Annotated in this window: 27 protein-coding genes; 20 read left to right on the top strand and 7 right to left on the bottom strand. The window is 71.4% G+C overall.

Annotated elements, in window-relative coordinates:
* The first annotated feature begins 223 nt into the window (after positions 1–223).
* The 12 genes from ACZ63E_RS22760 (at position 224) to ACZ63E_RS22815 (ending at position 11,938) form a co-directional block, all read left to right on the top strand.
* Positions 224–1,207 (top strand): LacI family DNA-binding transcriptional regulator, encoded by a 984-nt coding sequence (locus ACZ63E_RS22760; RefSeq protein ID WP_465314214.1) that lies wholly within the window; start codon positions 224–226, stop codon positions 1,205–1,207.
* Positions 1,204–2,241, top strand: coding sequence for a class I mannose-6-phosphate isomerase (locus ACZ63E_RS22765; RefSeq protein WP_465338127.1), 1,038 nt, complete (start codon positions 1,204–1,206; stop codon positions 2,239–2,241). Before ACZ63E_RS22760 ends, ACZ63E_RS22765 begins: the two co-directional genes overlap by 4 nt.
* A complete protein-coding gene (locus ACZ63E_RS22770) occupies positions 2,238–3,002 on the top strand; it encodes an ATP-binding cassette domain-containing protein (protein WP_465338128.1) in 765 nt (254 codons plus the stop codon). Before ACZ63E_RS22765 ends, ACZ63E_RS22770 begins: the two co-directional genes overlap by 4 nt.
* Positions 2,999–4,051, top strand: a complete 1,053-nt coding sequence (locus tag ACZ63E_RS22775) for an ABC transporter permease (RefSeq protein ID WP_465338129.1) — start codon at positions 2,999–3,001, stop codon at positions 4,049–4,051. Before ACZ63E_RS22770 ends, ACZ63E_RS22775 begins: the two co-directional genes overlap by 4 nt.
* 28 nt (positions 4,052–4,079) lie before the next feature.
* Entirely contained in the window at positions 4,080–5,078 is a 999-nt protein-coding gene (locus ACZ63E_RS22780; RefSeq protein WP_465338130.1) for an ABC transporter substrate-binding protein, read from the top strand.
* 204 nt (positions 5,079–5,282) lie between these two features.
* Positions 5,283–5,906, top strand: a complete 624-nt coding sequence (locus tag ACZ63E_RS22785) for a hypothetical protein (protein ID WP_465338131.1) — start codon at positions 5,283–5,285, stop codon at positions 5,904–5,906.
* Positions 5,907–5,945: 39 nt separating this feature from the next.
* A complete protein-coding gene (locus ACZ63E_RS22790) occupies positions 5,946–6,998 on the top strand; it encodes a sensor histidine kinase (protein ID WP_465338132.1) in 1,053 nt (350 codons plus the stop codon).
* Positions 6,995–7,750 (top strand): LytR/AlgR family response regulator transcription factor, encoded by a 756-nt coding sequence (locus tag ACZ63E_RS22795; protein ID WP_465338133.1) that lies wholly within the window; start codon positions 6,995–6,997, stop codon positions 7,748–7,750. Before ACZ63E_RS22790 ends, ACZ63E_RS22795 begins: the two co-directional genes overlap by 4 nt.
* Complete coding sequence (locus tag ACZ63E_RS22800) at positions 7,747–8,097, top strand: hypothetical protein (RefSeq protein WP_465338134.1); 351 nt, start codon at positions 7,747–7,749, stop codon at positions 8,095–8,097. Before ACZ63E_RS22795 ends, ACZ63E_RS22800 begins: the two co-directional genes overlap by 4 nt.
* 91 nt (positions 8,098–8,188) lie before the next feature.
* A complete protein-coding gene (locus ACZ63E_RS22805) occupies positions 8,189–9,913 on the top strand; it encodes a sodium/solute symporter (RefSeq protein ID WP_465338135.1) in 1,725 nt (574 codons plus the stop codon).
* A 70-nt stretch (positions 9,914–9,983) separates the two neighbouring features.
* Complete coding sequence (locus tag ACZ63E_RS22810) at positions 9,984–10,334, top strand: DUF485 domain-containing protein (protein ID WP_465314161.1); 351 nt, start codon at positions 9,984–9,986, stop codon at positions 10,332–10,334.
* Complete coding sequence (locus tag ACZ63E_RS22815) at positions 10,331–11,938, top strand: solute symporter family protein (protein ID WP_465338136.1); 1,608 nt, start codon at positions 10,331–10,333, stop codon at positions 11,936–11,938. The genes ACZ63E_RS22810 and ACZ63E_RS22815 overlap by 4 nt, the downstream gene beginning before the upstream one ends.
* Positions 11,939–12,002: 64 nt before the next feature.
* Here ACZ63E_RS22815 and ACZ63E_RS22820 read toward each other — a convergent pair whose 3' ends face one another.
* Positions 12,003–12,737, bottom strand: a complete 735-nt coding sequence (locus ACZ63E_RS22820) for an isocitrate lyase/PEP mutase family protein (RefSeq protein WP_465338137.1) — start codon at positions 12,735–12,737, stop codon at positions 12,003–12,005.
* A complete protein-coding gene (locus tag ACZ63E_RS22825) occupies positions 12,734–13,195 on the bottom strand; it encodes a carboxymuconolactone decarboxylase family protein (protein ID WP_465338138.1) in 462 nt (153 codons plus the stop codon). The genes ACZ63E_RS22820 and ACZ63E_RS22825 overlap by 4 nt, the downstream gene beginning before the upstream one ends.
* A gap of 46 nt (positions 13,196–13,241) precedes the next feature.
* Here ACZ63E_RS22825 and pdxR point away from each other — a divergent pair, with 46 nt between their 5' ends.
* On the top strand, positions 13,242–14,624 hold the full coding sequence (gene pdxR, locus ACZ63E_RS22830; RefSeq protein ID WP_465338139.1) for a MocR-like pyridoxine biosynthesis transcription factor PdxR: 1,383 nt from the start codon (positions 13,242–13,244) through the stop codon (positions 14,622–14,624).
* 349 nt (positions 14,625–14,973) lie between these two features.
* Here pdxR and ACZ63E_RS22835 read toward each other — a convergent pair whose 3' ends face one another.
* From ACZ63E_RS22835 to ACZ63E_RS22845, 3 genes are all read right to left on the bottom strand, one after another.
* Complete coding sequence (locus ACZ63E_RS22835; RefSeq protein ID WP_465338140.1) at positions 14,974–15,699, bottom strand: peptidylprolyl isomerase; 726 nt, start codon at positions 15,697–15,699, stop codon at positions 14,974–14,976.
* A gap of 264 nt (positions 15,700–15,963) precedes the next feature.
* A complete protein-coding gene (gene meaB, locus ACZ63E_RS22840) occupies positions 15,964–16,929 on the bottom strand; it encodes a methylmalonyl Co-A mutase-associated GTPase MeaB (RefSeq protein ID WP_465338141.1) in 966 nt (321 codons plus the stop codon).
* A complete protein-coding gene (locus ACZ63E_RS22845; RefSeq protein ID WP_465338579.1) occupies positions 16,930–18,117 on the bottom strand; it encodes an acetyl-CoA C-acetyltransferase in 1,188 nt (395 codons plus the stop codon). It lies immediately after the preceding gene.
* Positions 18,118–18,254: 137 nt separating this feature from the next.
* Between ACZ63E_RS22845 and mce the strand changes: the two genes are divergently transcribed.
* Entirely contained in the window at positions 18,255–18,707 is a 453-nt protein-coding gene (gene mce / locus ACZ63E_RS22850) for a methylmalonyl-CoA epimerase (protein ID WP_465314169.1), read from the top strand.
* A gap of 124 nt (positions 18,708–18,831) precedes the next feature.
* Here mce and ACZ63E_RS22855 read toward each other — a convergent pair whose 3' ends face one another.
* Complete coding sequence (locus tag ACZ63E_RS22855) at positions 18,832–19,404, bottom strand: TetR/AcrR family transcriptional regulator (protein ID WP_465338142.1); 573 nt, start codon at positions 19,402–19,404, stop codon at positions 18,832–18,834.
* Between the two features lie 28 nt (positions 19,405–19,432).
* Complete coding sequence (locus ACZ63E_RS22860; RefSeq protein WP_465338143.1) at positions 19,433–19,801, bottom strand: SPW repeat domain-containing protein; 369 nt, start codon at positions 19,799–19,801, stop codon at positions 19,433–19,435.
* 204 nt (positions 19,802–20,005) lie between these two features.
* On the opposite strand from ACZ63E_RS22860, the gene ccrA reads away from it, so the two are divergent.
* From ccrA to rfbH, 6 genes are all read left to right on the top strand, one after another.
* A complete protein-coding gene (gene ccrA / locus ACZ63E_RS22865; protein ID WP_465338144.1) occupies positions 20,006–21,346 on the top strand; it encodes a crotonyl-CoA carboxylase/reductase in 1,341 nt (446 codons plus the stop codon).
* A gap of 212 nt (positions 21,347–21,558) precedes the next feature.
* Positions 21,559–22,764: a chromosome segregation protein gene (locus tag ACZ63E_RS22870; RefSeq protein WP_465338145.1), complete on the top strand. Its 1,206-nt coding sequence runs from the start codon at positions 21,559–21,561 to the stop codon at positions 22,762–22,764.
* A 93-nt stretch (positions 22,765–22,857) separates the two neighbouring features.
* The gene (locus ACZ63E_RS22875) at positions 22,858–23,310 is read left to right on the top strand and encodes a universal stress protein (RefSeq protein WP_465338146.1); all 453 of its coding nucleotides are present in this window, start codon (positions 22,858–22,860) and stop codon (positions 23,308–23,310) included.
* Between the two features lie 3 nt (positions 23,311–23,313).
* Entirely contained in the window at positions 23,314–24,444 is a 1,131-nt protein-coding gene (locus ACZ63E_RS22880; protein ID WP_465338147.1) for an adenylate/guanylate cyclase domain-containing protein, read from the top strand.
* A gap of 119 nt (positions 24,445–24,563) precedes the next feature.
* Positions 24,564–25,232: a ribonuclease FAU-1 family protein gene (locus tag ACZ63E_RS22885; protein ID WP_465314174.1), complete on the top strand. Its 669-nt coding sequence runs from the start codon at positions 24,564–24,566 to the stop codon at positions 25,230–25,232.
* Positions 25,233–25,507: 275 nt separating this feature from the next.
* Positions 25,508–26,839 (top strand): lipopolysaccharide biosynthesis protein RfbH, encoded by a 1,332-nt coding sequence (gene rfbH, locus ACZ63E_RS22890; protein WP_465338148.1) that lies wholly within the window; start codon positions 25,508–25,510, stop codon positions 26,837–26,839.
* The last annotated feature ends 117 nt before the right edge of the window (positions 26,840–26,956 follow it).

The raw sequence follows: 26,956 nt of genomic DNA on the forward strand, positions 1-26,956 counted from the left end.
CGGCTCACCGGACAGTCAAGTGTCCCGTCAAGACCTGTCCACTTCGGGACAGCGTGATCAGCCGTCTGCCGTACGACGTCGGTAGCCGAATCGGCACAATCCACGCACGAACCGTTGACAACTCACCGGGCGGTGGCGTTCAATCCCGTGCACTATGACAACGTTGTCTCCACCCGGCCGGGACCGGGACGGCAGCACGCGCACCGCGAGCCGCCGGGCCACGATGAGCGATGTGGCGCGGCTGGCGGGCGTGTCGATCAAGACCGTCTCGCGCGTGGTCAACGACGAACCGGCGGTGCACCCGGACACCGCCGAGCGGGTCATGGCGGCCATCGAGCAGCTGGGGTTCCGGCGCAACCTCGGCGCGCGGAACCTGCGCCGCGGGTCGACCACCGGGACCATCGGGCTGATCGTCGAGGACGTCGGCAACCCCTTCTACTCCGAGCTGAACCGCGCGGTCGAGCGGATCGCGACGTCGTTCGGCCGCCAGGTGCTCACCGGCTCGTCCGAGGAGAACTCCGACCGCGAGCGCGAGCTCGTCCTGGAGTTCTGCGCGCGGCGGGTCGACGGCATCCTCGTCGTCCCGGCCGGCCTGCAGCACGGCTACCTGGTGCCGGAGATGCGCGCGGGCACGCCGGTGGTGTTCATCGACCGCCCGGCCGGCGACATCGTCGCCGACACCGTGCTGGTGGACAACCTCGGCGGCACCATCGAAGCCGTCACCCACCTGGCGAAACACGGCCACCGGCGGATCGCCTTCCTCGGGGACAGCCCGGACATCTTCACCGCCGCCGAGCGCCTGCGCGGGTTCCGCGAGGGCTGCGTCCGCAACGGGATCTCCTACGACGAGTCCCTGGTCTCCATGCGCACCCCGACGCCGGACTACATCGGCGACGCGGTGAAGCGGCTGATGCACGGCCCGGACGCGGCCACCGCGGTGATCGCCGGCAACAACCGGGTCGCCGTGCACGTGCTGCGCGCGCTCGCCCACGCCGAGCAGCGCCCGGCGATGGTCGGCTTCGACGACTTCGAGCTGGCGGACCTGCTCGACCCGCCGGTCACCGTCGTCGCGCACGACGTGAGCGCGCTCGGCCACGCCGCGGCCGAGCTGCTCTTCGCGCGCGTCCAAGGAGATCAGTCCCCGCCCAGAAAGGTAGTCCTGCCCGTGCATCTCGTCGCCCGTGGTTCCGGTGAGGTCGCCCCGTGACCCTCGAACCGATCCGCCTCCCGGCCAACCAGCCGCCGCAGTTCTACCGCGGGGGCGACGCCATCGCGGCGCTGCGCGGCGCGTCGTCCGACAAGAAGTTCGGCCCGGAGGACTGGGTCGCGTCGGTGAGCACCATGTTCGGCCAGGAGACCAACGGCCTGACCCGGCTCCCGGACGGCGCCTGGCTGCGCGACGCCGTGCTCGCGAACCCGAACGCCTGGCTCGGCGCCAAGCACGTCGAGGCGCTCGGGACGTCGACCGGGCTGCTGGTCAAGCTGCTCGATGCGGGCCAGCGGCTGCCCGTGCACTTCCACCCGGACGACGCCTTCGCGAAGCAGCACTTCGACTCGCACTTCGGCAAGACCGAGGCGTGGATCGTGGTCGGCACCTACGGCGACGACCCGCGCGTCTACCCCGGCTTCAAGGAGACGCTGTCGAAGGCGACGGTCTCCGAATGGACGCGCGAACAGGACGTGCCGTCGATGCTGGGCGCGCTGAACAGCGTCCCGGTGACCGCGGGTGACACCGTCTACATCCCGGCGGGCCTGCCGCACGCGATCGGCGAGGGTGTCTTCGTCGTCGAGCTGCAGCAGCCGACGGACTTCTCGCTGACCATCGAATGGCGCGACTTCCTCGCGTCGCCGGAGAAGGGCCACCTCGGGATCGGCTTCGACACCGCGATCGAAGCGCTCGACACATCGGGCTGGGACGCCGGGCGCCTGGAGACCATCATCAGGCGCACCGCGGGCGACACCGGGTCCACAGTGGACCTGCTCGCCGGCGGCTCGGAGCAGTTCTTCCGAGCCGAGCAGCTGCGCACGGACAAGACGACAACGTTGTCACTCGACCCGTCGTTCGCGGTGCTGGTCGTCCTCGACGGCGAGGGTGTCCTGCGCACCGAGCACGGCGGTGACCACGCGCTGGCGAAGGGCGACACCTACGTCGTGCCGTTCGACGCCGGTCAGACCGAGCTCGCCGGGACCACGACGGTGATCCGCTGCCGGCCGCCGGCGCCGGAAGGGAGGCGGGGATGAGCGAAGTCCTGCTGGAAGCGGTCGACCTGGTCAAGCGGTACGGGTCGGTCGAAGCCCTGCGCGGCGCGTCGTTCCAGGCGCGCGCGGGTGAGGTGACGGCGCTGATCGGCGACAACGGCGCCGGCAAGTCCACTTTGGTCAAGTGCCTCTCCGGCGCGGAGCAGCCGACGTCCGGGAAGATCCTGCTGGACGGCGCCGACGCCCACTTCGACTCGCCGACGACGGCGCGGCGCCTGGGCATCGAGACCGTCTACCAGGACCTCGCCGTCGCCCCCGAGCTCGACCCGGCCGCGAACCTGTTCCTCGGCCGCGAGATCCACCGCAAGGGGATCCTCGGCAAGCTCGGCATGCTCGACAAGGCCGAGATGCGGCGCCAGGCCGTCGAGGAGTTCCAGCGCCTCGGCGTGACGCTGCAGAGCACCGACGTCCCGATCGGCTCGCTTTCGGGCGGGCAGCGGCAGAGCGTCGCGGTCGCGCGGTCGGTCGTGTGGGCGTCGAAGGTCGTGTTCATGGACGAGCCGACCGCGGCGCTGGGCGTCGTGCAGCGCGAGCGCGTGCTCGACGTCATCAAGAAGGTGCGCGACAAGGGCATCGCCGTCGTGCTGATCAGCCACAACATGCCCGAGGTGCTCTCGGTCGCCGACCGCGTCGAGGTGCTGCGGCTGGGCAAGCGCGTCGCCCGGTTCACCGGGCCGGACACGAAGCTCGAAGACCTCGTCGCCGCGATGACCGGGGCGCTCGTGCAAGAGGAGGCCGCGTGAGCGTGTCGACACCCGCGCAGAAGGACATCCAGGAGTCGCCGGAGGCCGGGTTCGGCAAGCGGCCCCTCGGCAAGCGGCTGGTCGGCGCCAACACGTTCTGGATCGCGCTGGTCCTGGTCGCGCTGGTCATCGTGTTCAGCGCGATCGCGCCCGGCGAGTTCCCGACGCTGTTCACCTTCCAGACGCTGCTCATCGAGACGTCGGTGCTGCTGGTGCTCTCGGTCGGCATGACGTTCGTGATCATCACCTCCGGCATCGACCTGTCCGTCGGCTCGGTGCTGATCTTCGCCGGCATGGTCGCCGGCAAGGTGATGGAGGCGATGTCCGGCGGCAACGCGTCGAACGCCGGCTGGGGCGTCATCGTCGTCGGCCTGGTCGCCGCGGTCGTCGCCGGCACGGTGTGGGGCCTGATCAACGGCTTCCTCATCGCCGTGGCGGGGATCCCGCCGCTGATCGTCACCCTCGGCACCATGGGTGCGGCGCTGGGCGCGGCCTACCTGCTCAACAACGGGTCGGACGTGCGCAGCATCCCGGTCGTGCTCAACCAGACCCTCGGGTACGGCACCTCGTTCGGCGTGGTGCCCAACCTGGTCATCGTCGCCGTCGTGATCACCCTGATCGGCGCGTGGCTGCTGCACACCACGAAGTTCGGCCGGTACACCTTCGCCGTCGGCTCCAACGCCGAAGGCGCGCGGCGCGCGGGCATCGGCGTCACCGCGCACCTGCTGAAGGTGTACACGCTGACGGGGTTCCTGGCCGGCATCGCCGGGTTCCTTTCGCTGGCGTACTACGCGTCGACCACGATCTCGGCGCACACCACCGACAACCTCAACGCCATCGCCGCGGTCGTGATGGGCGGGACGAGCCTCTTCGGCGGCGTCGGCTCGGTGCTGGGCACGGTGATCGGCGTGTTCATCCCGGCGGTGCTGAAGAAGGGGTTCAACATCACCCACGTCCAGGACTTCTGGCAGATGATCGCCGTCGGCGCGGTGCTCATCGCGGCGGTCTGGTTCGACCAGCGGCGCCGCCGCCGTCGCAACTCCCGCTAAGTTCCCCCCTGAGTACAAAGAGGTGCTTATGAAGCTGACCAAGACTCTCACCGCCATGGGTGCCGTGGTCTCCGCCGCGGCCCTGCTCACCGCGTGCGGGTCCGGCACGGTCGGGCAGAGCGGGTCCGGTGACAGCCAGGCCAACTCGGCCGGCTCGAAGAAGCTGGCGCTCATCCCGGGTGTGCAGGCCGAGCCGTTCTACATCTCGCTGCAGTGCGGCGCGCAGGCCGAGGCCAAGAAGCTCGGTTACGAGCTGACCACGCAGGCGCCGCAGAAGTTCGACGCGGCGATGCAGACCCAGCTCGTCAACGCCCTCGGCTCCAACCCGCCGGCCGCGCTGCTCATCGCCCCGACCGACGACACGGCGATGCTCGCGCCGATCCAGCAGGTCAAGAACCGCGGCGCGAAGATCGTCGAGGTCGACACGTCGCTGAAGGACACCGGCGTCGCGGCGTCGTCGGTCTCCTCCGACAACGCCGAGGGCGGCAAGCTCGCGGCCCAGACGATGGCCAAGCTCGCGAACGGCAAGAACGGCTCGGTGCTCGTGCTCGACACGATCGCCGGGACGTCGACGACGGCGGCGCGCGCGAAGGGCTTCGAGGACGAGCTGAAGAACACCCCGAACCTGAAGTCGGTCGGCGTCCAGTTCACCCAGAACGAGCCGGACCAGGCGGCGTCCAAGGTGACGGCGGCGCTGTCGTCCACCCCGGATCTCATCGGCGTCTTCGCGACGAACCTCAACACTGGTGAGGGCGCGGCGACCGGCCTGCGCAACGCGGGCAAGGTCGGCGCGGTGAACCTGATCGGCTTCGACGCCAGCCCGTCGGAGGTCGAAGGCCTCAAGAGCGGTCAGTACCAGGCCCTGATCGCCCAGGACCCGGCCTCGATCGGCACCCAGGGCGTCCAGCAGGCGGTGGCCGCGATCGAGGGCAAGCCGACCACGCGGAACCTCACCGCGCAGCTGCACTCGATCACCAAGGCCGACATGGACGCCAACTCGCAGTACTTCTACAAGCAGAGCTGCTGACCCGTCCGTCAGAGCCCTGTGCGGGGTGTTCGCTGCCCGCGCAGGGCTCTGACCAGGGGGTTCACGTCTACCGGTCAGCGCGGTGGGAGAACCACTCACCGCATGACCCATTCCCTCGGCGCGAGTTCTCCGCCACACTGATATGCACATGCATCGGCACATGCATCACTCAGGGAGGGTGAGATGAGGTATGGGCGACCAGCCGTGCACCGCACCATTTGCGCCGTCGACGTCGAGGGGTACGGCGACCAGCAGCGGACGACACCGGACCGATTGGCCTTGCGCGAGGGGCTGAACCGCGCGCTTTGCCGGGCCTTCGACGACGCCGGCGTCCCCTGGGCGGACTGCCGACGGGAAACCTCGGGAGACGGCGTTCTCCTTCTGGCCCCGGCGGAGATCCCGAAGGGACCGTTCGTGGAGTTCCTGCCGAACGCGCTCGCCGTGGCTCTGCACCGGCACAACCGGACCCACGGCGCCGGCGCCCGGATCCGGCTGCGGATGGCGTTGCACGCCGGTGAAGTCGCCTACGACGACCACGGCGTCACGGCGCCGTCGATCAACCACACCTTCCGGCTCCTCGAAGCCGCTCCGCTGAAGGAAGCGCTCCGCGCGACACGCGGAGTGCTGGCGCTGATCACGTCGGCGTGGTTCTTCGACGAAGTCGTCCGGCACAACGAAGGGCTCGACCCGACGACGTACCGGCCGGTGCCGGTGGCGGTCAAGGAGACTCGCACGACGGGCTGGCTCTCACTGCCGCATTGGCCGTTCCCGGCCGACGCGACCGTGCTGGCCGGATCGACGCCACCCGGCCGGGCGCTCGCCCCGTAGGATCTACTCCCCTGGACACCGTCGCCGAGGGGAGGCCCGATGACCGTGCACCTGCGTCCGGCGTCGCGCGCCGACCCGCTGCCGGTGCTCGCCGCCGCCCGCCGGATCACCGACGACCTGCGCGACGGCCTGTCCGGCACCCGCGCCCGCCGCGCCGCGCACGGCCTGCGCCGGCTGTTCGGCTTCCCGGGGCTGGGCCTCACCGACCTGTCCGGCTCGCTGCTGTGGTCGGGGCGGCCGGGGCCGGACGCGGTCGTCGCGACGGTGCTCGACGGGGTGCTGCACAGCGAGGAACCCGGCTCCGCGCAGGACGTCCTGGTGCTGCCGCTGCACGTCCACGACGAGCTGGCCGGGGCGATCCTGGTCGTCGGCGACGTCCGCGACTCGGTGGCGGGGCAGGCCGCGGACCTGGTCGTCCAGGCGCTGGAGCGCGGCCGGCTCGAGGCGTCGGCGGAGCAGGCCGCGCAGGCCGAACTGCGGGCGCTGCGGGCGGAGATGTCCCCGCACTTCGTCTACAACGCGCTCACGGTCATCGCGTCGCTGGTGCGTTCGGACCCCGACCGCGCCCGCGACCTGATGCTCGACTTCGCCGACTACACGCGCTACAGCCTGGCGCGGCACGGCGAGTACACCGTGGTCGCCGAGGAGTTCCGCGCGATCGAGACGTACTTGGCACTGCAGCGGGCGGTGCTCGGCGAGCGGCTGCGCGTCCAGGTGCGGGTGGCGCCGGAGATCCTCGCCGTCGCGGTGCCGTACCTGGTGCTGGAGCCGTTGGTGGAGAACGCGATCCGGCACGGCATCGAACCGCGCTCGGGCACCGGGTTCGTCCAGGTGCACGGCCAGGCGGAAGGGAACGACTGCGTGATCTTCGTCGAGGACGACGGCGTCGGCATGGACCCGAAGCGCGCGGCGGACATCCTCGCCGGCCGCACCGGCGACGACGACCCGGCCGGGCTCGGTCTGGCCAATGTGGACAGACGGCTGCGGGACGTCTACGGCGCCTGGTACGGCCTGACCGTCGAGACCGAGGTCGGCGCGGGCACCCGGGTGGTCGTGCGGGTGCCGCGGTTCCAGCCGGGGGTGCTGCCGTGACGTCGCTTCGGGTACTGGCCGTCGACGACCTGCCGCCGGCGTTGGACGAGCTGTGCACGATGCTGCGCGAAGCGCCCGAAGTCGGCGAAGTCGTCGGCGCGAGTGACGCGCTGAAGGCGTTGAGGCTGCTTCAGGCGGACAGGTTCGACGCGGTGTTCCTCGACATCTCGATGCCGGGCCTCGACGGGCTCGAGCTGGCGGGGTTGCTGGCCAAGCTGAGCGAGCCGCCGGTGATCGTGTTCGTCACGGCCCACGACGGCCACGCGGTGACGGCGTACGGCATCGGCGCGGTCGACTACCTGCTCAAGCCGGTCCGCGCGGAACGCCTGTCCGCGGCGCTGGCGAAGGTGACGCGCAACGCGACGCCGTCGTCGCGGTCCACGCCGGACGCGATGGCCGCGCTCCCGGTGGAGTCCGGCGGGCGCACTCGGTACGTCCGCCGCGACGACGTGCTGTTCGTGGAGGCCCACGGGGACTACGTCCGGCTGCACACGCGGGGTGGCGTGCACCTGGTGCGGATGCCGATCTCGCGGCTCGAGGAGTACTGGGAGGGCACGGGGTTCAGCCGGGTGCACCGCGGGTTCCTGCTGGCGGTGGGCGCGGTGCTGGAGCTGCGGAGCGACTCGGCGGGCGGGTTGCTGGCGCACACGGAGGCGGGCGACGTCCCGGTGAGCCGGCGGCATGCGCGGGACCTGCGGGACCGGTTGCTGGAAGCGGCTCAGCGCGGGCAGCTCGGACCGGGCGCGCGATGAGCAAGATCCGCCGCGTCGCCGTCACGAGTCCGCAGACCCGGCTCGCCCACGCCCGGCGCCGCTCCCGGCACCGCTGGCGCCAGCCGCGCCTCCCCGTCGGCGACACCCAGCGCGCCACCACCCTCTACCGCGCGCAACGCCGCCGCGGCATCCCCGCGCTCGTCCTCATGTTCGCGCTCCTCCTCGGCCTGCCCGGCGTCTTCGCGATCTTCCCCGGCCTGGACACCCTGCGGCTGCTGGGCATCCCTGTCTCCTGGCTGATGATCGCCGTCCTGCCCTACCCCGCGATGGCCCTCCTCGCCCGCTGGCAACTGCGCCGGGCCGAGCGCCTCGAGGACGACCGGTGACCGCCCGGCCCCGAACGCCCCAATGTGGCCTTCGGTGCGTCCAACGCACCGAAGGCCACATTGGGGCGCATGAGAGCGGCAGGGCGGGCTAGTGGGCGTCGCACTCGCGGTCGCGCCGGTCGTGCTCGTGACGCTGCTCATCGGCGTCCGCGGGGTCGCCGCCATGCGCACGACGTCGGACTTCCTCGTCGCCTCGCGCCGGATCTCGCCGCTGGTCAACTCCGCCGCCGTCTCCGGCGAATACCTCTCCGCCGCCTCCTTCCTCGGGGTCGCCGGGCTCGTGGTCAAAGACGGCATCGGAGCGCTCTGGTACCCGGTCGGCTTCACCGCCGGGTACATCGCGATGCTCGTCCTCGTCGCCGCCCCGATGCGGCGCTCCGGCGCGCTGACCGTCCCCGACTTCGCCGAAGCCCGCCTCAACTCCCCCGCGCTGCGCCGCCTGGACGCCGTGGTCGTCCTGGTGATCGGCACCATCTACGTCGTCCCGCAGTTCCGCACGGCCGGGCTCGTGCTCACCGCGGTCGGCGGCACGCCGTACTGGGTCGGTGTCGTGCTGGCCGGGGCCGCGGTCAGCGTCACCCTCGCGCTCGGCGGGATGCGCGCGGCGACCTACGTCCAGGCGTTCCAGTTCGTGCTGAAGCTGCTGCTCTTCCTGATCCCCGCGATCTGGCTCGTGCTGCAGGCCGGCGCGGTCAACCGCACCGACGCCCTCAACCCCGTCGAGTTCACCCACTTCGCCCGCGAGACGCCGGTGAAGTTCGAAGTCGACGTCACGATGGAGATCCGCGAGCCGACCACCGTCCGCCGCAACGGCGTCGCGGAAACCCTGCCGCCGGGCGAGTTCACCGCGCACAGCCAGGACGAAGTCGTGTTCGGCGCGGGCGCGGCCGTCCCCGCGGTCCGCGGCGGCGCGCCGCTGGGCGGGCACGACTGGCAGCGCCCGCTGCTCGACCTCGGCGACCAGGGTTACCCGCTGCTCGGGACGTGGGCGGTGCTCATCGCGACCATGCTCGGCACGATGGGCCTGCCGCACGTCCTCATGCGCTTCCACACCAGCCCGGACGGCCGCGCCGCCCGCCGCACGGCCGCGATCACCGTGGCGCTGCTGGGGATCTTCTACCTCTTCCCCGGCGTCTACGGCGTCCTCGGCCGGGTACTCGTGCCCGGCCTCTACCTCTCCGGCGCGACCGACACGGTGGTCGTCGCGCTGCCGTACCAAGTGGACAGTGGCTGGGCCGGCGGGCTCTTCACGGCGTTGCTGACAGCGGGCGCGTTCGCCGCGTTCCTGGCGACGTCGCTCGGCCTGCTGCTCGTGATGTCCGGCGCGATCGCGCACGACCTCGTGCCCGGCGGGCTGCGGCGGCTGCGGATCGCGGTGTTCGGCGTCGCCGGGGTCATGGTGCTGCTGGCGCTGCGCTCGGCCGAGCTCGACGCCGGGGTGCTCGTCACGTGGGGCTTCACCGTGGCCGCGTCGACGTTCTGCCCGCTGCTCGTGCTCGGCATCTGGTGGCCGCGGCTGACCGCGGCCGGCGGGATCGCCGGGGTGCTGGCGGGGCTCGTCGCGTCGTCCGGCTCGATCTTGTTCGCGCTCGCCGGGCCGCCGCTGCGCGGCTGGGTGGCGATCTTGGTGCAGCAACCGGCACCCTGGTCGGTGCCGCTGGCGTTCGGCGTAATGGCGCTGGTCTCCCTGCGGGGCCGGCCCCCAGCCTGGTCAACGGCGGCGATGTTGCGGCTGCATCTCGACGAACCCCGTTCGACGGGACCGCGCGACCGTTCGTCAACCGTTCGTCGTCTGGCCCGGCTGTTGAGCCGCTGAATCTTCACGCGAGACTCACACGTCCCTACGGTGTCGCACGTCACTTTCCGCAACGTCGCAGGGAGCAGCGATGAGCACGACGGACACCGGCGGCGGGCCCCCGGACACGTCAGAGACCATCTGGGAACGCGCCCACGAAAGCACCGAATTCCGTGAGCTGCGCAGCCGCCTGCGCCGGTTCGTCTTCCCGATGACGGCGCTGTTCCTGGTCTGGTACCTGCTGTACGTGCTCCTCGCGGACTACGCGCACGGCTTCATGAGCACGAAGGTCTTCGGCAACATCAACATCGGCCTGATCTTCGGCCTGCTGCAGTTCGTCTCGACGTTCGTCATCACCGGCCTCTACGTCCGGTACGCCAACCGGAAGCTCGACCCGGTCGCGGAGAAGATCCGCGAGGACATCGAGAAGGAGCAGGCATGAAAACTCTCGCCGCGGGGGTGGAGGGCAGCAGCCCGCTCCTCAACATCCTGATCTTCGCCGCGTTCGTGGTCATCACGCTGGTGATCGTGTTCCGGGCCAGCCGCAACACGAAGACGGCGTCGGACTACTACGCCGCGGGCCGCGCCTTCACCGGTCCCCAGAACGGCATCGCCATCTCGGGTGACTACCTGTCGGCGGCGTCGTTCCTCGGCATCGCGGGCGCCATCGCCATCAACGGCTACGACGGCTTCCTCTACTCCATCGGCTTCCTGGTCGCGTGGCTCGTCGCGTTGCTGCTGGTCGCGGAGCTGCTGCGCAACACCGGCAAGTTCACGATGGGCGACGTGCTGGCGTTCCGCATGAAGCAGCGCCCGGTGCGGGCCGCGGCCGCGACGTCGACGCTGGCGGTGTCGTTCTTCTACCTGCTGGCACAGATGGCCGGCGCGGGCGGCCTGGTGGCGCTGCTGCTCGGTGTCGAAGGCGGTGGCGCGCAGGCCATCGTGATCGCCGTGGTCGGCGTGATCATGATCGCCTACGTGCTGATCGGCGGCATGAAGGGCACCACCTGGGTGCAGATCATCAAGGCGGCGCTGCTGATCGTCGGCGCGCTCGTGATCACCCTGTGGGTGCTCGGCAAGTACAACTTCAACTTCTCCAGCCTGCTGCAGGCCGCCGTCGACAAGGCGGGCAAGGCCGGCGAGACGCTGCTCGGCCCGGGCAAGCAGTACGGCGCCACCGGAACGTCCAAACTGGACTTCTTCTCCCTGGGCATCGCCCTGGTGCTCGGCACCGCGGGCCTGCCGCACGTCCTGATGCGCTTCTACACCGTGCCGACCGCCCGCGACGCGCGTCGCTCGGTGGTCTGGGCGATCGTGCTGATCGGCGTGTTCTACCTGTTCACGCTGGTGCTGGGCTACGGCGCCGGTGCGCTGGTCGGGCCGGACACGATCAAGAAGGCGCCGGGTGGGGTCAACTCCGCGGCCCCGCTGCTCGCGCTCGAACTGGGCGGGCCGGTGCTGCTGGGCCTGATCTCCGCGGTCGCGTTCGCCACGATCCTCGCGGTGGTCGCCGGCCTGACGATCACGGCGTCCGCGTCCTTCGCCCACGACGTCTACGCGAACGTCGTCAAGCGGGGCAAGACGTCGCCGGACGCGGAGGTCAAGGTCGCCCGGATCACCGCGGTGGTGATCGGCGCGCTCGCGATCGGCGGCGGCATCCTGGCCAACGGGCAGAACGTCGCGTTCCTCGTGGCGCTCGCGTTCGCGGTGGCGGCGTCGGCGAACCTGCCGACGATCCTCTACTCGCTGTTCTGGAAGCGGTTCAACACCCAGGGCGCGCTCTGGTCGATCTACGGCGGCCTGGCCATCACGGTCGTCCTGATCGTGTTCTCGCCGGCGGTGTCCGGCAAGAGCACGTCGATGATCAAGACCGCGGACTTCGCCTGGTTCCCGCTGAGCAACCCCGGCATCGTCTCGATCCCGGCCGCGTTCATCCTGGGCTGGCTGGGCACGATCCTGTCCAAGGAACACAACGAAAAGAAGTACGCCGAGATGGAGGTCCGCTCCCTCACCGGCGCGGGCGCCGAGAAGGCCGTCGCGCACTAGCAGCACCAAGTACACCGAAGGCCGTCGCGGGTCACCCTCGCGGCGGCCTTCGGCCATCTCCTGGTCAGTAGGGCAGCTTGCCTTCGGCGATCCCCGAGAGCGTGGCTTCGAACTGCTTGCGCACGTACTGCCACAGGCCGCCGCCCAGCGAGATCCGCGCGACGCCCAGCTCGGCGAGCCCGGCGAGGCTGGTCCCGGGCCGCGCGGCCACGTTGACCGCGCCGCCGACCCCCTGGACGAACTCCGCGAGCAGGTCGGGCGCCCCCAGGTGGATCGGGTAGACGCAGTCGGCGCCCGCGTCGAGGTAGGCCTTCGCCCGCTCGACGCCGCCGGCCAGCGCGTCTTTGGCGTCGACCCCGCGGAAGGAGTCGACGCGGGCGTTGATCACCAAGGCGTCCCCCGCCGCCTCGCGCAGGGCCGCGATCCGGTCCGCCTGCTCGGCGACCGGCCGCACGTCCCCGGTGGTGTGGTCGGTGTCCTCGAAGTTGCAGCCGACCGCGCCGGCCTCCAGCAGCCGGGCCGCGAGGTCGGCGCCGGACAGGCCGTAACCCGCCTCGGCATCGACGGTCACCGGAACGCTGACGGCGTGGGCGATCCGCGCGGCGGCCGCGAACATCTCGTCGGCGGGCGCCTGCTCACCGTCCGGGAACCCGAGCGCGGCGGCCACGGCGACCGAGCTGGTCGCGACGGCCGGGAAGCCGGCGGCCTCGACGAGCTTCGCGGTGTCGGCGTCCCAGGCGTTCGGCAGCACCAGCGGCCGGCCCGGGACGTGCAGCGCCTTGAGCGCGGCGGCGCTCACGCGTCACGCTTCGGGAGCGGGCTGTGGCTGGTCACGGCCATGCGGTTCCAGCTGTTGATCGCGATGACCTCCCACGCGACCGCGCGGTACTGGTCTTCGGTGAGCACCTTCGTGGCCTGCTCGTAGACCTCGTCCGGCACGCTCTGGGCCGCCGACAGCCTGGTCATCGCCTCGGTGAGGACGAGGGCGGCCTCTTCCTCTTCGGTGAACAAGTCGGTCTCACGCCAGCCGTCGAGCACGAACAGCCGGCGGGCCGACTCGCCCAGTTCGAGGGCGTCGCGGCTGTGCATGTCGAGGCAGTACGCGCAGCCGTTAAGCTGGGAGGCCCGCATCTTCACCAGTTCGAGCAGCTTCGGGTCGACGCCCGCGTTCTCCGCGGCCTTGTTCACCTCGGCCTGCAGGTTCGCCATCGCCTGGTAGATCCCGGGCGCGCGCCCGAGTCCGATTCGCTTCGTCATGCCATCCACGCTAGCCCGAACTGGTCCACGGGTATGGTCCAGTGGCATGACGGAATCGTGGTCCAGTTCCGGGCTCGACGTCCACCTCGACTGGCAGCCCTCGACCGGCCGGAGCGGCCTGGCGGCGGCGATCCGCGCGGCCATCCGCGAGGGCCGGTGGCAGCCGGACGCGGCGGTGCCTTCGACGCGTTCCCTGGCCCACGATCTGGGCGTCGCCCGCGGCACGGTCACCCGCGTGTACGCCGACCTGGCCGCCGAGGGGTACCTGCGCACCGCCCAGGGCGCGCCGACGCGGGTGGCGACCGCGGGTTCCCTCCCGCAGTCCGCGCCGCGGCCGGCGCCCCGCGAACCGGCGCCGCGCTGGGACCTGCGCCCGGGCCGTCCGGACCTGACGGCGTTCCCCCGCCAGGCGTGGATCACCGCGACGCGGCGCGCCCTGCTGCGCACCCCGGCGGCGGCGTTCGGCTACGAGTCGGAGCTGGGCGCGCCGGAGCTGCGTGACGCGCTCGCCGGGTACCTCGCCCGGGCGCGCGGGGTGGTCGCGGACCCGGCGCGGATCGTGGTGTGCCACGGGTTCTCGCACGCCGTCGCGGTCCTCGGCCGGGCACTGCACGGTCTGGGTGTCGGCGAAATGGCGTTCGAGAACCCTTCGCTGCGGTTCTACCGTTCGATCGCGGCGGCCCAGGGCCAGCGGATCGTCGGGGTGGACGTCGACGAGCACGGGATCGACGTGTCCGCTTTGGACAGTCCGGCGGTGGTCGTGACGGCGGCGCACCAGTACCCCACGGGCGTCACGCTGGCCCCGCCCCGCCGGGCGGCGCTGGCCCGCTGGGCCGGCGATTCGGGCGCGTACGTGCTGGAGGACGACTACGACGGCGAGTTCCGCTTCGACCACCAGCAGGTCGGGGCGCTGCAGGCGCTGGCGCCGGAACGGGTCATCTATGCGGGGACGGCCAGCAAGACGCTGGCCCCGGCGCTGCGGCTGGCGTGGCTGGTGCTGCCGCGGTCACTGGTGGAGCCGGTCCGCGCGGCGATGGCCGACAGCGGCTCACGCCCGGCGGTGCTGAGCCAGCTGGCGCTGGCCGAGCTGATCGGCTCGGGTGCGTACGACCAGCACATCCGCCGCAGCCGAGCCGAGTACCGCGCCCGCCGCACCCGGCTGCTGGCGGCCCTCCCGGACACGGTCCGCCCCCAGGGCATCGCGGCCGGCCTGCACCTCCTGCTGGTCCTGCCCCCGGACGGCCCCTCGGAGGCAACGGCCCTGGCGGCCTGCCGCCGCCGCGCGATCGGCATCGAAGGCCTCACGGACTACTGGATGGACCCGCACCGCCCAGGCGGCCTAATCGTGGGCTACGCAGCGACCCCCAAACACGCCTTCGCCGGCGCAACCCAAACGCTAATAGAGGCCCTCTGGGAAATAACCACCTAACCCCCTCTCCCCTTCCCCTTCCGCTTCCTCTCCCCTCCCGCACTCCCGCCCTCGAGAGTTCCGCGCTCAGTCACGGGAGTCCTGGCCCAAAAGACGCGTGTTGTCCACCCAAGTACGCGAGTCGTCCACCTGGGTACGGGAACCGCCCCTCAGGCACGCGAGCCGACTGCCCATGTGCGCGAGTCGACCCTCCAATCACGCGAGTCGACCCTCCAGTCACACGTGATGCCCCTTCAATCACACGCGATGCCCGCTGAATCACGCGTGATGCCCCTTCAATCACGCATGAAACCCGCGCAATCACACCGAACCCGCGGGCCACCCCCGCCGGAGTGGCCCGCGATCGGCGTCAGAACCAGCAGTCCGGCCGAACCCGCAACAGCTCCGTCCGCAGCTTCGGCGTCCCATCAACCGGAGCAGGATCCTCCGCCGTAGGCACGATCCCGCCCGCGGCCACCTTGTCCAACGTCCGCAGACCCGCCGCGCCGACCGTGCCGAACACCGTGTAGTCCGGGCGCAGCGCAGAATCGCCGTACACCACGAAGAACTGCGATCCGTTTGTCGCCGGGCCCGCGTTCGCCATCGCCAGCAGACCGCGTGCGTACACCTTGCGCGCGCCCGTCGGGTCGGTCGGGGCCGGGGGCAGGTCCACCGGCAGCTCGTCCTTGTACTTGTAACCCGGGCCGCCCTCGCCGGTGGCCGTCGGGTCGCCGCACTGCAGGACCTTCAACGTCGGGTACGACGTCAGGCGGTGGCACACCGTGTGGTCGTAGAACCGGTGGTTCGCCAGGTGCAAAAAGCTCTGCACCGTGCACGGCGCCTTCGCGCGGTCGAGGCGCAGCGGCAGCGCGCCCTGGCTGGTCGGGACCGCGACGTCGACCTTGCCGTGGCTCGGAGTGTGCCGCGGGTCGGGCGGCAGCGGCACCGGCCGCGACGCCGGCTCGTCCGGGGTCTCGGTGTACTGGCAGGGCCCGTGCGTCGTCTTCGGTGGTGGGGCGTCGGCCGCGGTGGCGACGCCGTTGCCGGCCACGAACAACGCGCCCGCCGCCAGCGCGGTGACGAGTGTCTTCTTCATCCTGCACGCCCTCCCAGTGATCGCCCGGTTCCGGAGCGCCCCGCAGTCTAGGGCCCGGCACCGACAACAAGAACCGGCGAAAGTCGCCCATGTCACGCGGTCGGGTGAACCTCACCGCCGCAACCCCGAAATTGTCGGACCCCCTCAGCACGATGGTGATCACGCGGCGAACCCGTCGCACCCCGAAGGGAGAAGGTCATGGATCTCCGCCGAAGACCCGTTGCCGTGGCACGGTTTCTGCTCGCACGACTCGCGTCGGCCTTGCTACCCGCGAAGGTCCGTGATCAGCTCAGCCGCCGCCGCGAACGGATCGATCTCCCGCGCCACCACGCGTTCGGCGACCTCGGCCAGCCGTCCCCCGCCGCGCAGGTCCGCCAGCTCGGCGCGCAGCCGCCGGACCGCGATGGCCTCGACCTCGTCGCGCGCCCGGGCGGCCCGGCGCCGGGCCAGCTCGTCGTGCGCGACCAGCCACTCGTGGTGGGAAGCCAGCGCACTGACCACTTCGTCGACGCCCTCACCCTTCGCCGCGACGGTCCGCACGATCGGCTGCCGCCAGCTCGGCCCGCGGACTTCCCTGCGGGCCAGGGAAATCATCTGCTTGAGGTCGTGCACCGTCGCATCCGCGCCCTCGCGGTCGGCCTTGTTCACCACGAAGACGTCGGCGATCTCCAGCACGCCCGCCTTCGCCGCCTGGATCCCGTCGCCCATGCCCGGCGCGAGCAGCACCACCGTGGTGTCGGCCAGCTTCACGACGTCCACTTCGGACTGACCGACGCCGACGGTCTCGATCAGCACCACGTCGAACCCGGCGGCGTCGAGCACGCGCACGGCCTGCGGGGTCGCCCACGAGAGCCCGCCGAGGTGCCCGCGCGTGGCCATCGAGCGGATGAACACGCCGGGATCGGTGGCGTGCTCGGTCATCCGGATCCGGTCACCGAGCAGGGCCCCGCCCGAAAACGGCGAAGACGGGTCGATCGCCAGCACCCCGACCCGCTTGCCTTCGGCGCGCAACGCCGTGAGCAGCGCCGACGTCGAAGTCGACTTGCCGACGCCGGGTGGCCCGGTGAGCCCGACGACCCGGGCCCGCCCGGTGTGCGGGGTCAGCGCCCGCGCGATCTCCGCGACGCGCGGGTGGGCGTCCTCGACGAGCGAGAGCAGCCGCGCGACGGCACGGGGCTGCCCGTCCCGCGCGCGGCCGACCAGGTCGTCGAGGTCGAGGGGTGCGGTCACTTACGCCGACGGCACCCGCAGCAGGAGGGCGTCGCCCTGACCGCCGCCACCGCACAGCGCGGCCGCGCCGAGCCCGCCGCCGCGGCGGCGCAGCTCATGGATCAGGTGCACGGCCAGCCGCGCGCCGGAGGCCCCGATGGGGTGCCCCAGGGCGATGGCGCCGCCGTTGACGTTGACCTTCTCCGGGTCGAGGCTGAGCTTCTCGGTCGAGACGAGCCCGACCGCGGCGAAGGCCTCGTTGATCTCGACGAGGTCGAGCGCGTCGGCGCCGAGCTCCGCCTTCGCCAGTGCGGCGAGGATGGCGTTCGACGGCTGCTCGTGCAGGCTGGCGTCCGGCCCCGCGACCACACCGTGCGCGCCGATCTCGGCGAGCGCCGTGAGGCCGAGCTCCTCGGCCTTCGCCTTGCTGACGACGACGACCGCGGCGGCGCCGTCGGAAATCTGCGAGGCCGAGCCCGCGGTGATGGTGCCGTCGGAGGCGAAGGCGGGGCGCAGCTTGGCGAGGCCCTCGGCGGTCGTGTCGGCGCGGACACCCTCGTCGGTGTCGAAGACGACCGGGTCGCCCTTGCGCTGCGGGATGGCGACCGGGGCGATCTCGTCGGCGAAGTAGCCGTTCTTGATGGCCTCGGCGGCACGCTGGTGCGAGCGGGCGGAGAAGGCGTCCTGCTGCTCGCGGGTGACGCCGTAGCGGGAGTTGTACTTCTCCGTCGAGGCGCCCATGGCGACCTGGTCGAAGGCGCAGAAGAGACCGTCGTAGGCCATGTGGTCGACGAGCGTGGTGTCGCCGTACTTGAAGCCGGAGCGGGACTTCGGCAGCAGGTGCGGGGCCTGGGTCATCGACTCCTGGCCGCCGGCCACGACGATGTCGAACTCGCCGGCGCGGATCAGCTGGTCGGCGAGCGCGATGGCATCGAGGCCGGAGAGGCAGACCTTGTTGATCGTCAGCGCGGGCACGCTCATCGGGATGCCCGCGGCGACCGCGGCCTGGCGGGCCGGGATCTGGCCGGCGCCGGCGGTGAGCACCTGGCCCATGATCGTGTACTGCACCGCGTCCGGGGCGACCCCGGCGCGTTCGAGGGCCGCCTTGATCGCGACCCCGCCGAGCTGTGCTCCCGTGAAGTCCTTGAGGGAACCGAGCAGCCGCCCGATCGGCGTACGGGCGGCGCCCACGATCACGGAACCGGACACGGCGTCCTCCAAGCTTCGGCGCATGGGCAGTTTTTCCGACCATACCCGGAGGGCGGGCTTCTTGATGGAGCCAGTGTGAGGCGGGGCACGCGACGATTCCGGCTCGACGCCACGGCACGGGCCCCTATCCTGCCTCCATGAATGACGCCCTGCGGCCGTTCGTGACGGCCATCGACCACGTCGGCATCGCGGTCCCGGACCTGGACGCGGCCATCGAGTTCCACCGCGCGCACTTCGGCCTGGAAGTGGCGCACGAGGAGGTGAACGAGGAGCAGGGCGTGCGGGAGGCGATGCTGCGCGCGCCCGGCACGGCGGGCACGGAGACGCAGATCCAGCTGCTGGCGCCGCTTCGCGACGACTCGGCGATCGGCAAGTTCCTGGCCAAGAGCGGCCCGGGACTGCAGCAGCTGGCTTACCGCGTGTCCGATGTGGACGCCGCCGCGGCGGCGCTGCGCGAGCAGGGCCTGCGGATGCTGTACGACGCGGCCAAGCGCGGAACGTCGAACAGCCGGGTGAACTTCGTCCACCCGAAGGACGCGGGCGGCGTGCTGGTCGAACTCGTGGAGCCGGCGAAGGACGGCGCGCACTGAACTGACAACTGCGGCGTGAAGGGGCCGCACCTCCGTGACAAACCCCGCACAACCCCGGTTCCGGAGCCGGCAGTGCGGCGCGGCACCCCACGCAACCCCTAGCCGGCCGGGCCCGATACCCCGCCTACGCGGGCGCCGCCTTGGCGGCGAGGGCGTCGGCGATGAAGGTCAGTTCGCCGTCGAACTCGGCGGGGAGGTCGTCGTCGGAGTGGCGGGCCGTCGCGTGGCGGTGGCTGACCGCGCGGGCCAGGAGGCCGGACGCGCGGTCGACGTCGGCGCTCGGGAGGCCGCCGGCGGTCGCCGCGACGATCACCGAGCGGACCTGGCGGACGAGCACCTGGAAGCGCTCGTGGAGGGCGTCGCGGACGACGTGGTGGGTGTCGGCCTCGCGCCACAGGAGGTGCGAGAGGCCGAGTGACCGGCTGAAGCGGTGGTCGAGCTCGCGGACCAGCCGCCGGAGGCTGCCCGCGAGGTCGCCGGGGACGACGACCACGGCCGGCTCGATGCGCTCGTCGGGCAGCCGCTCGACGAGCGCGGTGAGCAAGTCAGGCTTGTGCCGGAAGTAGTAGTGCACCAGCCCCTTCGGCACCCCGGCCCGCTCCGCGATGCGGGAGGTCGGGGTGGCGTCGAAGCCGGACTCGGCGAAGAGTGCCTCGGCGGCGCAGAGAATGCGCTCCTTCGCCGAATCCTCGGTCATTCCGGTGCCTCCTGGGTCCTTCGGTCCGTCAGTGCTGCCCTGCCGTGCGGTGCGCGGCCGTCGCGACCGGCATCGCCGCCGCGCCCGCGATGACCGTCAGGACCCCGGCGATCCAGGACGTCCAGGACGCGCCGTTGAACTCGGTGTACCCCATCACCCACGGGGCGATGAAGAGCAGCACGCCGAGCGCGATCTGGATGCCTTCCCCGTAGACCATGCCCGGCATGGCCAGCGAGACCAGGCCGTCGAGTGCGACCAACGCGCCCAGGACGACCATCGTCCACATCGCGGTCGAGTCCGTGCTCAGCCAAAGGGGTGAAAGAGCGGCGACCAGGCCGATGACGACCTCGGCCCAGTCGTGCGGCCGGGTCCAGGCGCGCGTAGAGACTTCACTCATTCGTGCTCACCTCCGTCGGTGAAACTGCTGGTGGGGATATTTTCCCACCGCCGATGATCCGCTTGACTGGCCAGCCGGTCAAGACTGGTCGGTCACAGTTGGGCGTGAAATCGTGCCGTCCGTCTCGTACAGTTGTGTCCGCGAGTTACCGGCGAGTAATTTCTGCCGCCAACGCCGTTGACCCCCATCTCCGCGGAGGAACCGATGACGCAGCTCGGCGAGATCCAGCAGGCCATCCTGACCGGCGAGTCCGCCTCGGTCGGCTCCCTGCCCGTGCCCGAGAGCTACCGCGGGGTGACCGTGCGAGCGGACGAGGTCGACATGTTCGAGGGTCTCGACAGCCGGGACAAGGACCCGCGCAAGTCACTGCACGTGGACGAGGTGCCGGTCCCCGAGCTGGGGCCGGGTGAGGCGCTGGTCGCCGTGATGGCGAGCGCGATCAACTACAACACCGTGTGGACGTCGATCTTCGAGCCGATCTCCACGTTCAAGTTCCTCAAGAAGTACGGGAAGCTCTCGCCGCTGGCCAAGCGGCACGACCTGCCCTACCACGTCGTCGGCTCGGACCTGTCCGGCGTGGTGCTGCGGACCGGCGTCGGTGTGCACAACTGGAAGCCCGGCGACGAGGTGGTCGCGCACTGCCTGAACGTCGAGCTGGAGAGCCCGGACGGGCACAACGACACGATGCTCGACACCGAGCAGCGGATCTGGGGCTTCGAGACGAACTTCGGCGGCCTCGCCGAGATCGCGCTGGTCAAGGCGAACCAGCTGATGCCGAAGCCGGACCACCTGACCTGGGAGGAGGCCGCCTCCCCCGGGCTGGTCAACTCCACCGCCTACCGGCAGCTCGTCTCGCGCAACGGCGCGGACATGAAGCAGGGTGACGTCGTGCTGATCTGGGGCGCCTCGGGCGGCCTCGGCTCCTACGCGACGCAGTACGCGCTGAACGGCGGCGCGATCCCGGTGTGCGTCGTCTCGAGCCCGGAAAAGGCCGCGATCTGCCGGAAGCTCGGCGCCGAGCTGATCATCGACCGCAGCGCCGAGGCGTACCAGTTCTGGAAGAGCGACACCGAACAGGACCCGAAGGAGTGGCAGCGCTTCGGCGCGAAGATCCGGGAGCTGACCGGCGGCGACGACCCGGACATCGTGTTCGAGCACCCGGGCCGGGAGACCTTCGGCGCCTCGGTCTACGCCGCGCGGAAGGGCGGGACGATCGTCACCTGCGCGTCGACCTCCGGGTACCTGCACCAGTACGACAACCGCTACCTGTGGATGAACCTGAAGCGGATCATCGGCTCCCACTTCGCGAACTACCGCGAGTCGTGGGAGGCGAACCGGCTGATCGCGAAGGGCCTGATCCACCCGACGCTGTCGAAGACGTACTCGCTCGAAGAGACCGGGCAGGCCGCCCTCGACGTGCACCGCAACGCCCACCAGGGCAAGGTCGGCGTGCTCGCGCTCGCGCCCGAAGAGGGGCTCGGCGTCCGGGACGCGGAGAAGCGCGCGAAGCACATCGAGGCGATCAACGCCTTCCGCGGCGCCTGAGCGAGCGCCGCGCCGGAACACACGTCCGAGCACCGCGCGCGGGCGGAAGAACGTGATCAAGACGACGCCGGGGGCGGCTCGCGCTCCCGGCGTCGGAATCCACCGGGATGGCCTCGGATCCGGCCGGATCCCTTCGCCGCATCACACGGCGCGTTCGGCGCACCGTACGGGTGCTCACCCTTCCGTGACCCGGCTGCGACTACGGTAGGCCCATGAGCCTTGGCGATGAACGGGAGCTTGTGCCGCTGGGAGCCGGCTTCGACGTGGCGAAGCGGGGATACAGCCGAGCACAGGTCGACGAGCACCTCGAACGGCTGGACGCCGACCTGAAGATGCTCACCGCGGATCGGGACGCCGCCATCGCGCAGTCCGGGGACCTCGCCCGGCAGCTGGAGATCGCGCGCGGGGAGATCGCGGACCTGCGCGGGCAGGTCGACCGGCTGGCCCAGCCGCCGACGAGCGTCGAAGGCCTGTCCGAGCGGCTGCAGCGGATGCTGCGGCTCGCACAGGACGAATCCGCCGACACGCGCGCCCGCGCCGAAGCCGAGGCCGGGCACATCCGGGCCAAGGCCGAGACGGACGCGAGCGCCATGCGGGCCCGCTACGAGCAGCTGCTCACCGAGCTCGACCTGCGCCGCAAGGAGATGGAGGCGGAGCACCGCAAGGTGCTCGAGGACGCCCGCGCGCAGGCCAAGGAGATCACCGACAAGGCCGAGGCCGAGCGGACGAAGCTCGACACCGAGTCGTCGGAGCGCCGGACGAAGGTCGAAGAGGACTTCGAGATCGCGATGGCTTCGCGCCGCACCGAGGCGATGCGGGTGCTGGCCGAGCAGGAGGCCGCGAGCAAGGCGGAGGCCGCGCGCCGCGTCCAGGAGGCGACGCAGGACGCCGCTGACATCCGCGCGAAGATCCTCGAAGAGGAGACGACCGCGAAGGCCGAGATCGAACGCCGTCAGCGCGAGTCGGTGGCCGACGCGAACAAGCGACGCCAGGACTCGATCACCGAGGCGAACGCCCGGCTCGCGGAGGCCGCCGACGAGGCGCGCCGCCGCGTGACGACGGCGACCGAGGAGTCGAACCGGCGGATTACCCAGGCGAACGAGCGCGTCGACTCGCTGCGCAAGGTGCGCGGCGGCCTGGCCGAGCAGGTCCGCGCGGCGCGGGCCGTGCTGGCCGAGGCGCACACCGTCCTGGGCGACGACGTCAAGGTGCCCGCGGACGTCACGGCCGACCTCAAGGCCGAGGACCTGAAGCCGGCCGACACCGGCAAGACCAAGCCGGTGGGCGACGTCGAGGAGACGATCCGGATCAAGGCGTCCGACGTCCCCAAGCCGCACCCGGGGCCCAAACCGGCCCCCAAGCCGGCGCCGAAGCCCACTCCGCGGCCGAGCGGAGCGCAGAAAGCGACTGGCGAGTAACCTTCCACCCGACACGGGCGCGGACGAGCCTGCGCGGTCGGCACCGACCGGCTATCGTCCCTGCTCACGCGGGATCACCTGGAGGTTTTGCGCATGGGTGCGGCATATCGGACCGTGGTGGTGGGCACGGACGGCTCGGAGTCCTCGTTCGCGGCGGTGGACCGCGCGGCGGCGGTGGCCGGCGACGCGGGCGCGACGCTCGTCATCGCGTGCGCCTTCTACCCGGCCAGCAAGTCCGACGTCGACAAGGCCCAGGACGTCCTGGGTGACGAGGCCTACCAGGTCGTCGGCTCGGCCCCGGCCGAGGACACGCTGCAGTCCGCGCGGGACCGGGCGGTGCGGGCGGGCGCGGAGAAGATCGACACCGTCGCGGTGAAGGGCGACCCCGTCGACTCGCTGCGCAAGGTGGTGCTCGAGCGCGAGGCGGACCTGCTGGTCGTCGGCAACCGCGGGCTGAACACGATCGCCGGCCGGATCCTCGGCTCGGTGCCCTCGGAGGTCGCCCGGAAGTCCGGCGTGGACGTGCTGATCGTCCACACGACCTGAGCCGTGCCTGATTCGAGCGAGGAACTTCAGCAGCGGCTCGAGCGCATCCTGCTGGGCGGCCGCCGGAAGTACACCCGGCTCGAAGTGGCCGAACGAGCCGGCGTGCCCGAAGAACGGTCGCGCCGGCTCTGGCGTGCGCTGGGGTTCGCGACGGTCGCCGACGACGAGGTGGTCTTCACCGACGCCGACGTCGAGGCGATGCGGACGGCCGACCAGCTGGTCCAGTCCGGGCTGATCGACCCGAGCATCGAGGTATCGGTGACCCGCGCGCTCGGCCAGCACCTGTCGCGGCTGGCCGAGTGGCAGGTCGAGATGCTGTGGGCGCTGATCCGCGAGCAGCCGGAGCTCGGCCGCGGTGAACGCCAGGTGGCGCGGCTCGTCGACCGGCTGCTGCCGGAGCTCGAGCGGGTGCAGAACTTCGTCTGGCGACGGCACCTGGCCGCCTACGCCGGACGCGCGTTCGCCGCGCCGGACGAGAACCTCGAGACGCGCACCGAGGTCGTCGGGTTCGTGGACATGGTCGGCTACACCCGCCTGACGCGCCAGATCGACGAGGACGAGCTGAGCCGCGTGCTCGACGCCTTCGAGCTGCTGGCGACCGAGGTCATCGCCGAGCACCGCGGCCGGGTCGTGAAGATGATCGGGGACGAGGTCCTGTTCGTCGCCGACTCGGCGACCGACGCGGCCGAGATCGCGCTGGCCCTGACCGAGCGCACGACGGCGGACGAAAGCCTGCCGTCGGTCCGCGCCGGCATGGCGTCGGGCCGCATCCTCAACCGCTTCGGCGACGTCTACGGCTCGGTGGTCAACCTGGCCGCCCGCCTGACGTCGGTGGCCCGCCCGGGCACCATCCTGGTCGACCGGGAGCTCGCCGCGGAGCTGGCCGGCGAGAAGGCCTACGAACTGCGCGTCCGCCGTCCGGTCACGGTCCGCGGGTACAACCGCCTTCGCCCGGCGGCCCTGCGCCGCGCCGCCGAAACGCCGACGGGCGCCTTCGCCTCGTCCCAGCAGCTGGCGGCCGAGATGCTGGGCCTCTCCGAACCCGCGTCCGCGCCGGTCGAGGACGACGGCGTGCTCGCGGACGAAGACGCCGTGACGGCCCGGCCGCGCCGGCGTCGCCGCCGCATCCGCTGACCCGCCGTCGATCACCGAGCGCACGAAACGAGACGACCTCCGGGAGCTTCGCACGCGACCGTGGTGGAGCGGTCCCTGCCCGCGGTGGGCAAACCGCACGACCCCCGGGAGTGGATCTCATGAGCAACCCGCACCGGTTGACCGCGGGCTCCGTCGTCGTCCGCCGGTACTTCCGCGGACCCCACCTCAACATGGCCCAGGCCGCCAGAGTGGTGCAGCGGTCGGCCGAAGGCCTCCTGCTCTGGGTGCCGGTCGGCGCGGGCTTCGCGACCCGCTACCACGCCGACGGCACGGCCATGCGCGAAGAGCCGATCGAGGTCGTCGGGCGGGCGCGGCTCGCCGTGAGCGAGTGGCGCGAGCGCGACGTCCTGATGCTGGTGCGGCCGGGCCGGCCGCACTCGGTGTGGTGGTTCTTCGACCGCGGCCGGTTCGACGGCTGGTACGTCAACCTCGAGCAGCCGGCGACGCACTGGAACGACGGGACCACCGCCGGCCTCGACACGATCGACCACAGCCTCGACGTCGTCGTCGCGCCCGACCGCACGAGCGAGTGGAAGGACGAGGACGAGTTCGCCTGGGCGACCGGCCAGCCGGGCTACTGGTCGGCCGAGTTCGGCCGCACGGTGCTCGCGGAGGGGCGGCGCATGCGGCGCGCGGCCGCCGCCGGGCAGTTCCCGTTCGACGGCACGTGGTGCGACATCCGGGTGGACGGACCGCCCCCGCCGCGGCTGGAAGGCGACGCGTGGTGCGAGCGGCCGGCGGCGTGGGAGCTGCGCGAGGCGGCGTGAACCGGACGCCCGGCCGCAAACGGGAAGACGCCCGCCGGCGGGCCCGCGCGGCACTGTGGCAAGGCAAGACCGCGCCAACGAACCGCTTCCCGCCGGAGGGGTGCTGCACCGAGCGTCCGGCAAGGCACGTCAGCCCAGCTTCGTGCCACTCCCAGGCCGAGGGGGTTCCTTGCCATGCATGTCGCCGCCGCAGTCCACCCCGCACTCGGTCACGGGAGCGCGAAGGCGGGTTGCCAACCCGGCCGAAAGCAGGCCGGCCAGGTGGGAGGACGTAGATGAGCGACCGCAAGGACAAGCTGCTCGACGACGTGGCGAAGTACCACACGGATGTGAGCCGGGCGCAGCCGTTCGTGCCCGGCCACACCGAGATCTGGCCCGCGGGGGCCGTGCTGGACGCGGCGGACCGCACGGCTCTGGTCGAGGCGGCGCTGGACATGCGGATCGCGCACGGGGTCTCGTCGTTCGAGTTCGAGGCCACCTTCGCCCGCCGGATCGGGACGCGCAAGGCGCTGCTGACCAACTCCGGGTCGTCGGCGAACCTGCTCGGCATGACCGCGCTGACCTCGCCGCTGCTGGGCAAGCGCCGGCTGCGGCCCGGCGACGAGGTCGTCACGGTCGCCGCGGGCTTCCCGACGACGGTGAACCCGGTGGTGCAGAACGGGATGGTCCCGGTCTTCGTCGACGTCGACCTGGGCACCTACAACACCTCCGTCGAGCGGGTCGCCGCCGCGATCGGCCCGAAGACCCGCGCCATCGCGCTCGCGCACACCTTGGGCAACCCCTTCGCCGTCAAGGAGATGGCGGAGCTGGCCAAGGAGCACGGGCTGTTCTTCCTGGAGGACAACTGCGACGCCGTCGGCTCCCTCTACGGGGACCGGATGACCGGGACCTTCGGCGACGTCGCCACCACCAGCTTCTACCCGGCCCACCACATCACCATGGGCGAGGGCGGGTGCGTGCTGACGTCGCGGGTGCTGCTGGCGAAGATCGTGGAGTCGCTGCGGGACTGGGGCCGGGACTGCTGGTGCGCGCCCGGCGCGAGCAACACCTGCTGCCAGCGGTTCGACCAGCAGAAAGGCCGGCTGCCCGCCGGATATGACCACAAATACGTGTATTCGCACGTCGGGTTCAATTTGAAGTCGACCGATATCCAGGCCGCGCTGGGATTGTCGCAGCTGGAAAAGCTGGATTGGTTCACCGCCGCGCGCCGGGCGAACTGGGCGCGGTTGCGCGCGGGGCTGGAGGGCACGCCGTACCTGCTGCTGCCGGAGGCGACGCCGGGCAGCACGCCGTCGTGGTTCGGGTTCGTGCTGACGCTGACCGAGGACGCGCCGTTCAGCCGGCGGGAGCTCATCCGGTTCCTGGAGGACCGCAAGATCGGCACCCGGCACCTGTTCGCCGGGAACCTGACCCGGCACCCCGCGTACCAGGACGTGAACTACCGCGTCGTGGGCGACCTGACCAACAGCGACGTCATCACCGAGCGGTCGTTCTGGGTGGGCGTTTATCCGGGGCTGACCGAGGAGATGATCGATTACATCGCCGCCTCGGTCCGCGAGTTCGCCGAAACCGGCGGCCGGGCGGGAGCGTCCCCCGGAACGGTCTGAAACCGGTGCCGCGCGGCCCGCGATAATCACGCCCGAAGACGTGGATTTTGCACTTCCGGGGCGGGCCCGCGGCTCGGTACCTTCGGGACTTGGAATGTCCGGAAACGCGGAGAAGAA

The sequence above is a fragment of the Amycolatopsis sp. NPDC104819 genome (genome assembly GCF_055583145.1).

Excerpts from the sequence above, each read along its gene's own strand:
- ccrA (WP_465338144.1), top strand. The coding sequence starts at position 20,006 with ATGACGCAGCTCGGCGAGATCCAGCAGGCCATCCTGACCGGCGAGTCC.
- ACZ63E_RS22875 (WP_465338146.1), top strand. The coding sequence starts at position 22,858 with ATGGGTGCGGCATATCGGACCGTGGTGGTGGGCACGGACGGCTCGGAG.
- ACZ63E_RS22790 (WP_465338132.1), top strand. The coding sequence starts at position 5,946 with ATGACCGTGCACCTGCGTCCGGCGTCGCGCGCCGACCCGCTGCCGGTG.
- ACZ63E_RS22760 (WP_465314214.1), top strand. The coding sequence starts at position 224 with ATGAGCGATGTGGCGCGGCTGGCGGGCGTGTCGATCAAGACCGTCTCG.
- mce (WP_465314169.1), top strand. The coding sequence starts at position 18,255 with ATGAATGACGCCCTGCGGCCGTTCGTGACGGCCATCGACCACGTCGGC.
- ACZ63E_RS22860 (WP_465338143.1), bottom strand. The coding sequence starts at position 19,801 with ATGAGTGAAGTCTCTACGCGCGCCTGGACCCGGCCGCACGACTGGGCC.
- pdxR (WP_465338139.1), top strand. The coding sequence starts at position 13,242 with ATGACGGAATCGTGGTCCAGTTCCGGGCTCGACGTCCACCTCGACTGG.
- ACZ63E_RS22825 (WP_465338138.1), bottom strand. The coding sequence starts at position 13,195 with ATGACGAAGCGAATCGGACTCGGGCGCGCGCCCGGGATCTACCAGGCG.
- ACZ63E_RS22870 (WP_465338145.1), top strand. The coding sequence starts at position 21,559 with ATGAGCCTTGGCGATGAACGGGAGCTTGTGCCGCTGGGAGCCGGCTTC.
- ACZ63E_RS22855 (WP_465338142.1), bottom strand. The coding sequence starts at position 19,404 with ATGACCGAGGATTCGGCGAAGGAGCGCATTCTCTGCGCCGCCGAGGCA.
- ACZ63E_RS22835 (WP_465338140.1), bottom strand. The coding sequence starts at position 15,699 with ATGAAGAAGACACTCGTCACCGCGCTGGCGGCGGGCGCGTTGTTCGTG.
- ACZ63E_RS22815 (WP_465338136.1), top strand. The coding sequence starts at position 10,331 with ATGAAAACTCTCGCCGCGGGGGTGGAGGGCAGCAGCCCGCTCCTCAAC.
- ACZ63E_RS22885 (WP_465314174.1), top strand. The coding sequence starts at position 24,564 with ATGAGCAACCCGCACCGGTTGACCGCGGGCTCCGTCGTCGTCCGCCGG.
- ACZ63E_RS22780 (WP_465338130.1), top strand. The coding sequence starts at position 4,080 with ATGAAGCTGACCAAGACTCTCACCGCCATGGGTGCCGTGGTCTCCGCC.
- ACZ63E_RS22810 (WP_465314161.1), top strand. The coding sequence starts at position 9,984 with ATGAGCACGACGGACACCGGCGGCGGGCCCCCGGACACGTCAGAGACC.
- ACZ63E_RS22800 (WP_465338134.1), top strand. The coding sequence starts at position 7,747 with ATGAGCAAGATCCGCCGCGTCGCCGTCACGAGTCCGCAGACCCGGCTC.
- ACZ63E_RS22770 (WP_465338128.1), top strand. The coding sequence starts at position 2,238 with ATGAGCGAAGTCCTGCTGGAAGCGGTCGACCTGGTCAAGCGGTACGGG.
- rfbH (WP_465338148.1), top strand. The coding sequence starts at position 25,508 with ATGAGCGACCGCAAGGACAAGCTGCTCGACGACGTGGCGAAGTACCAC.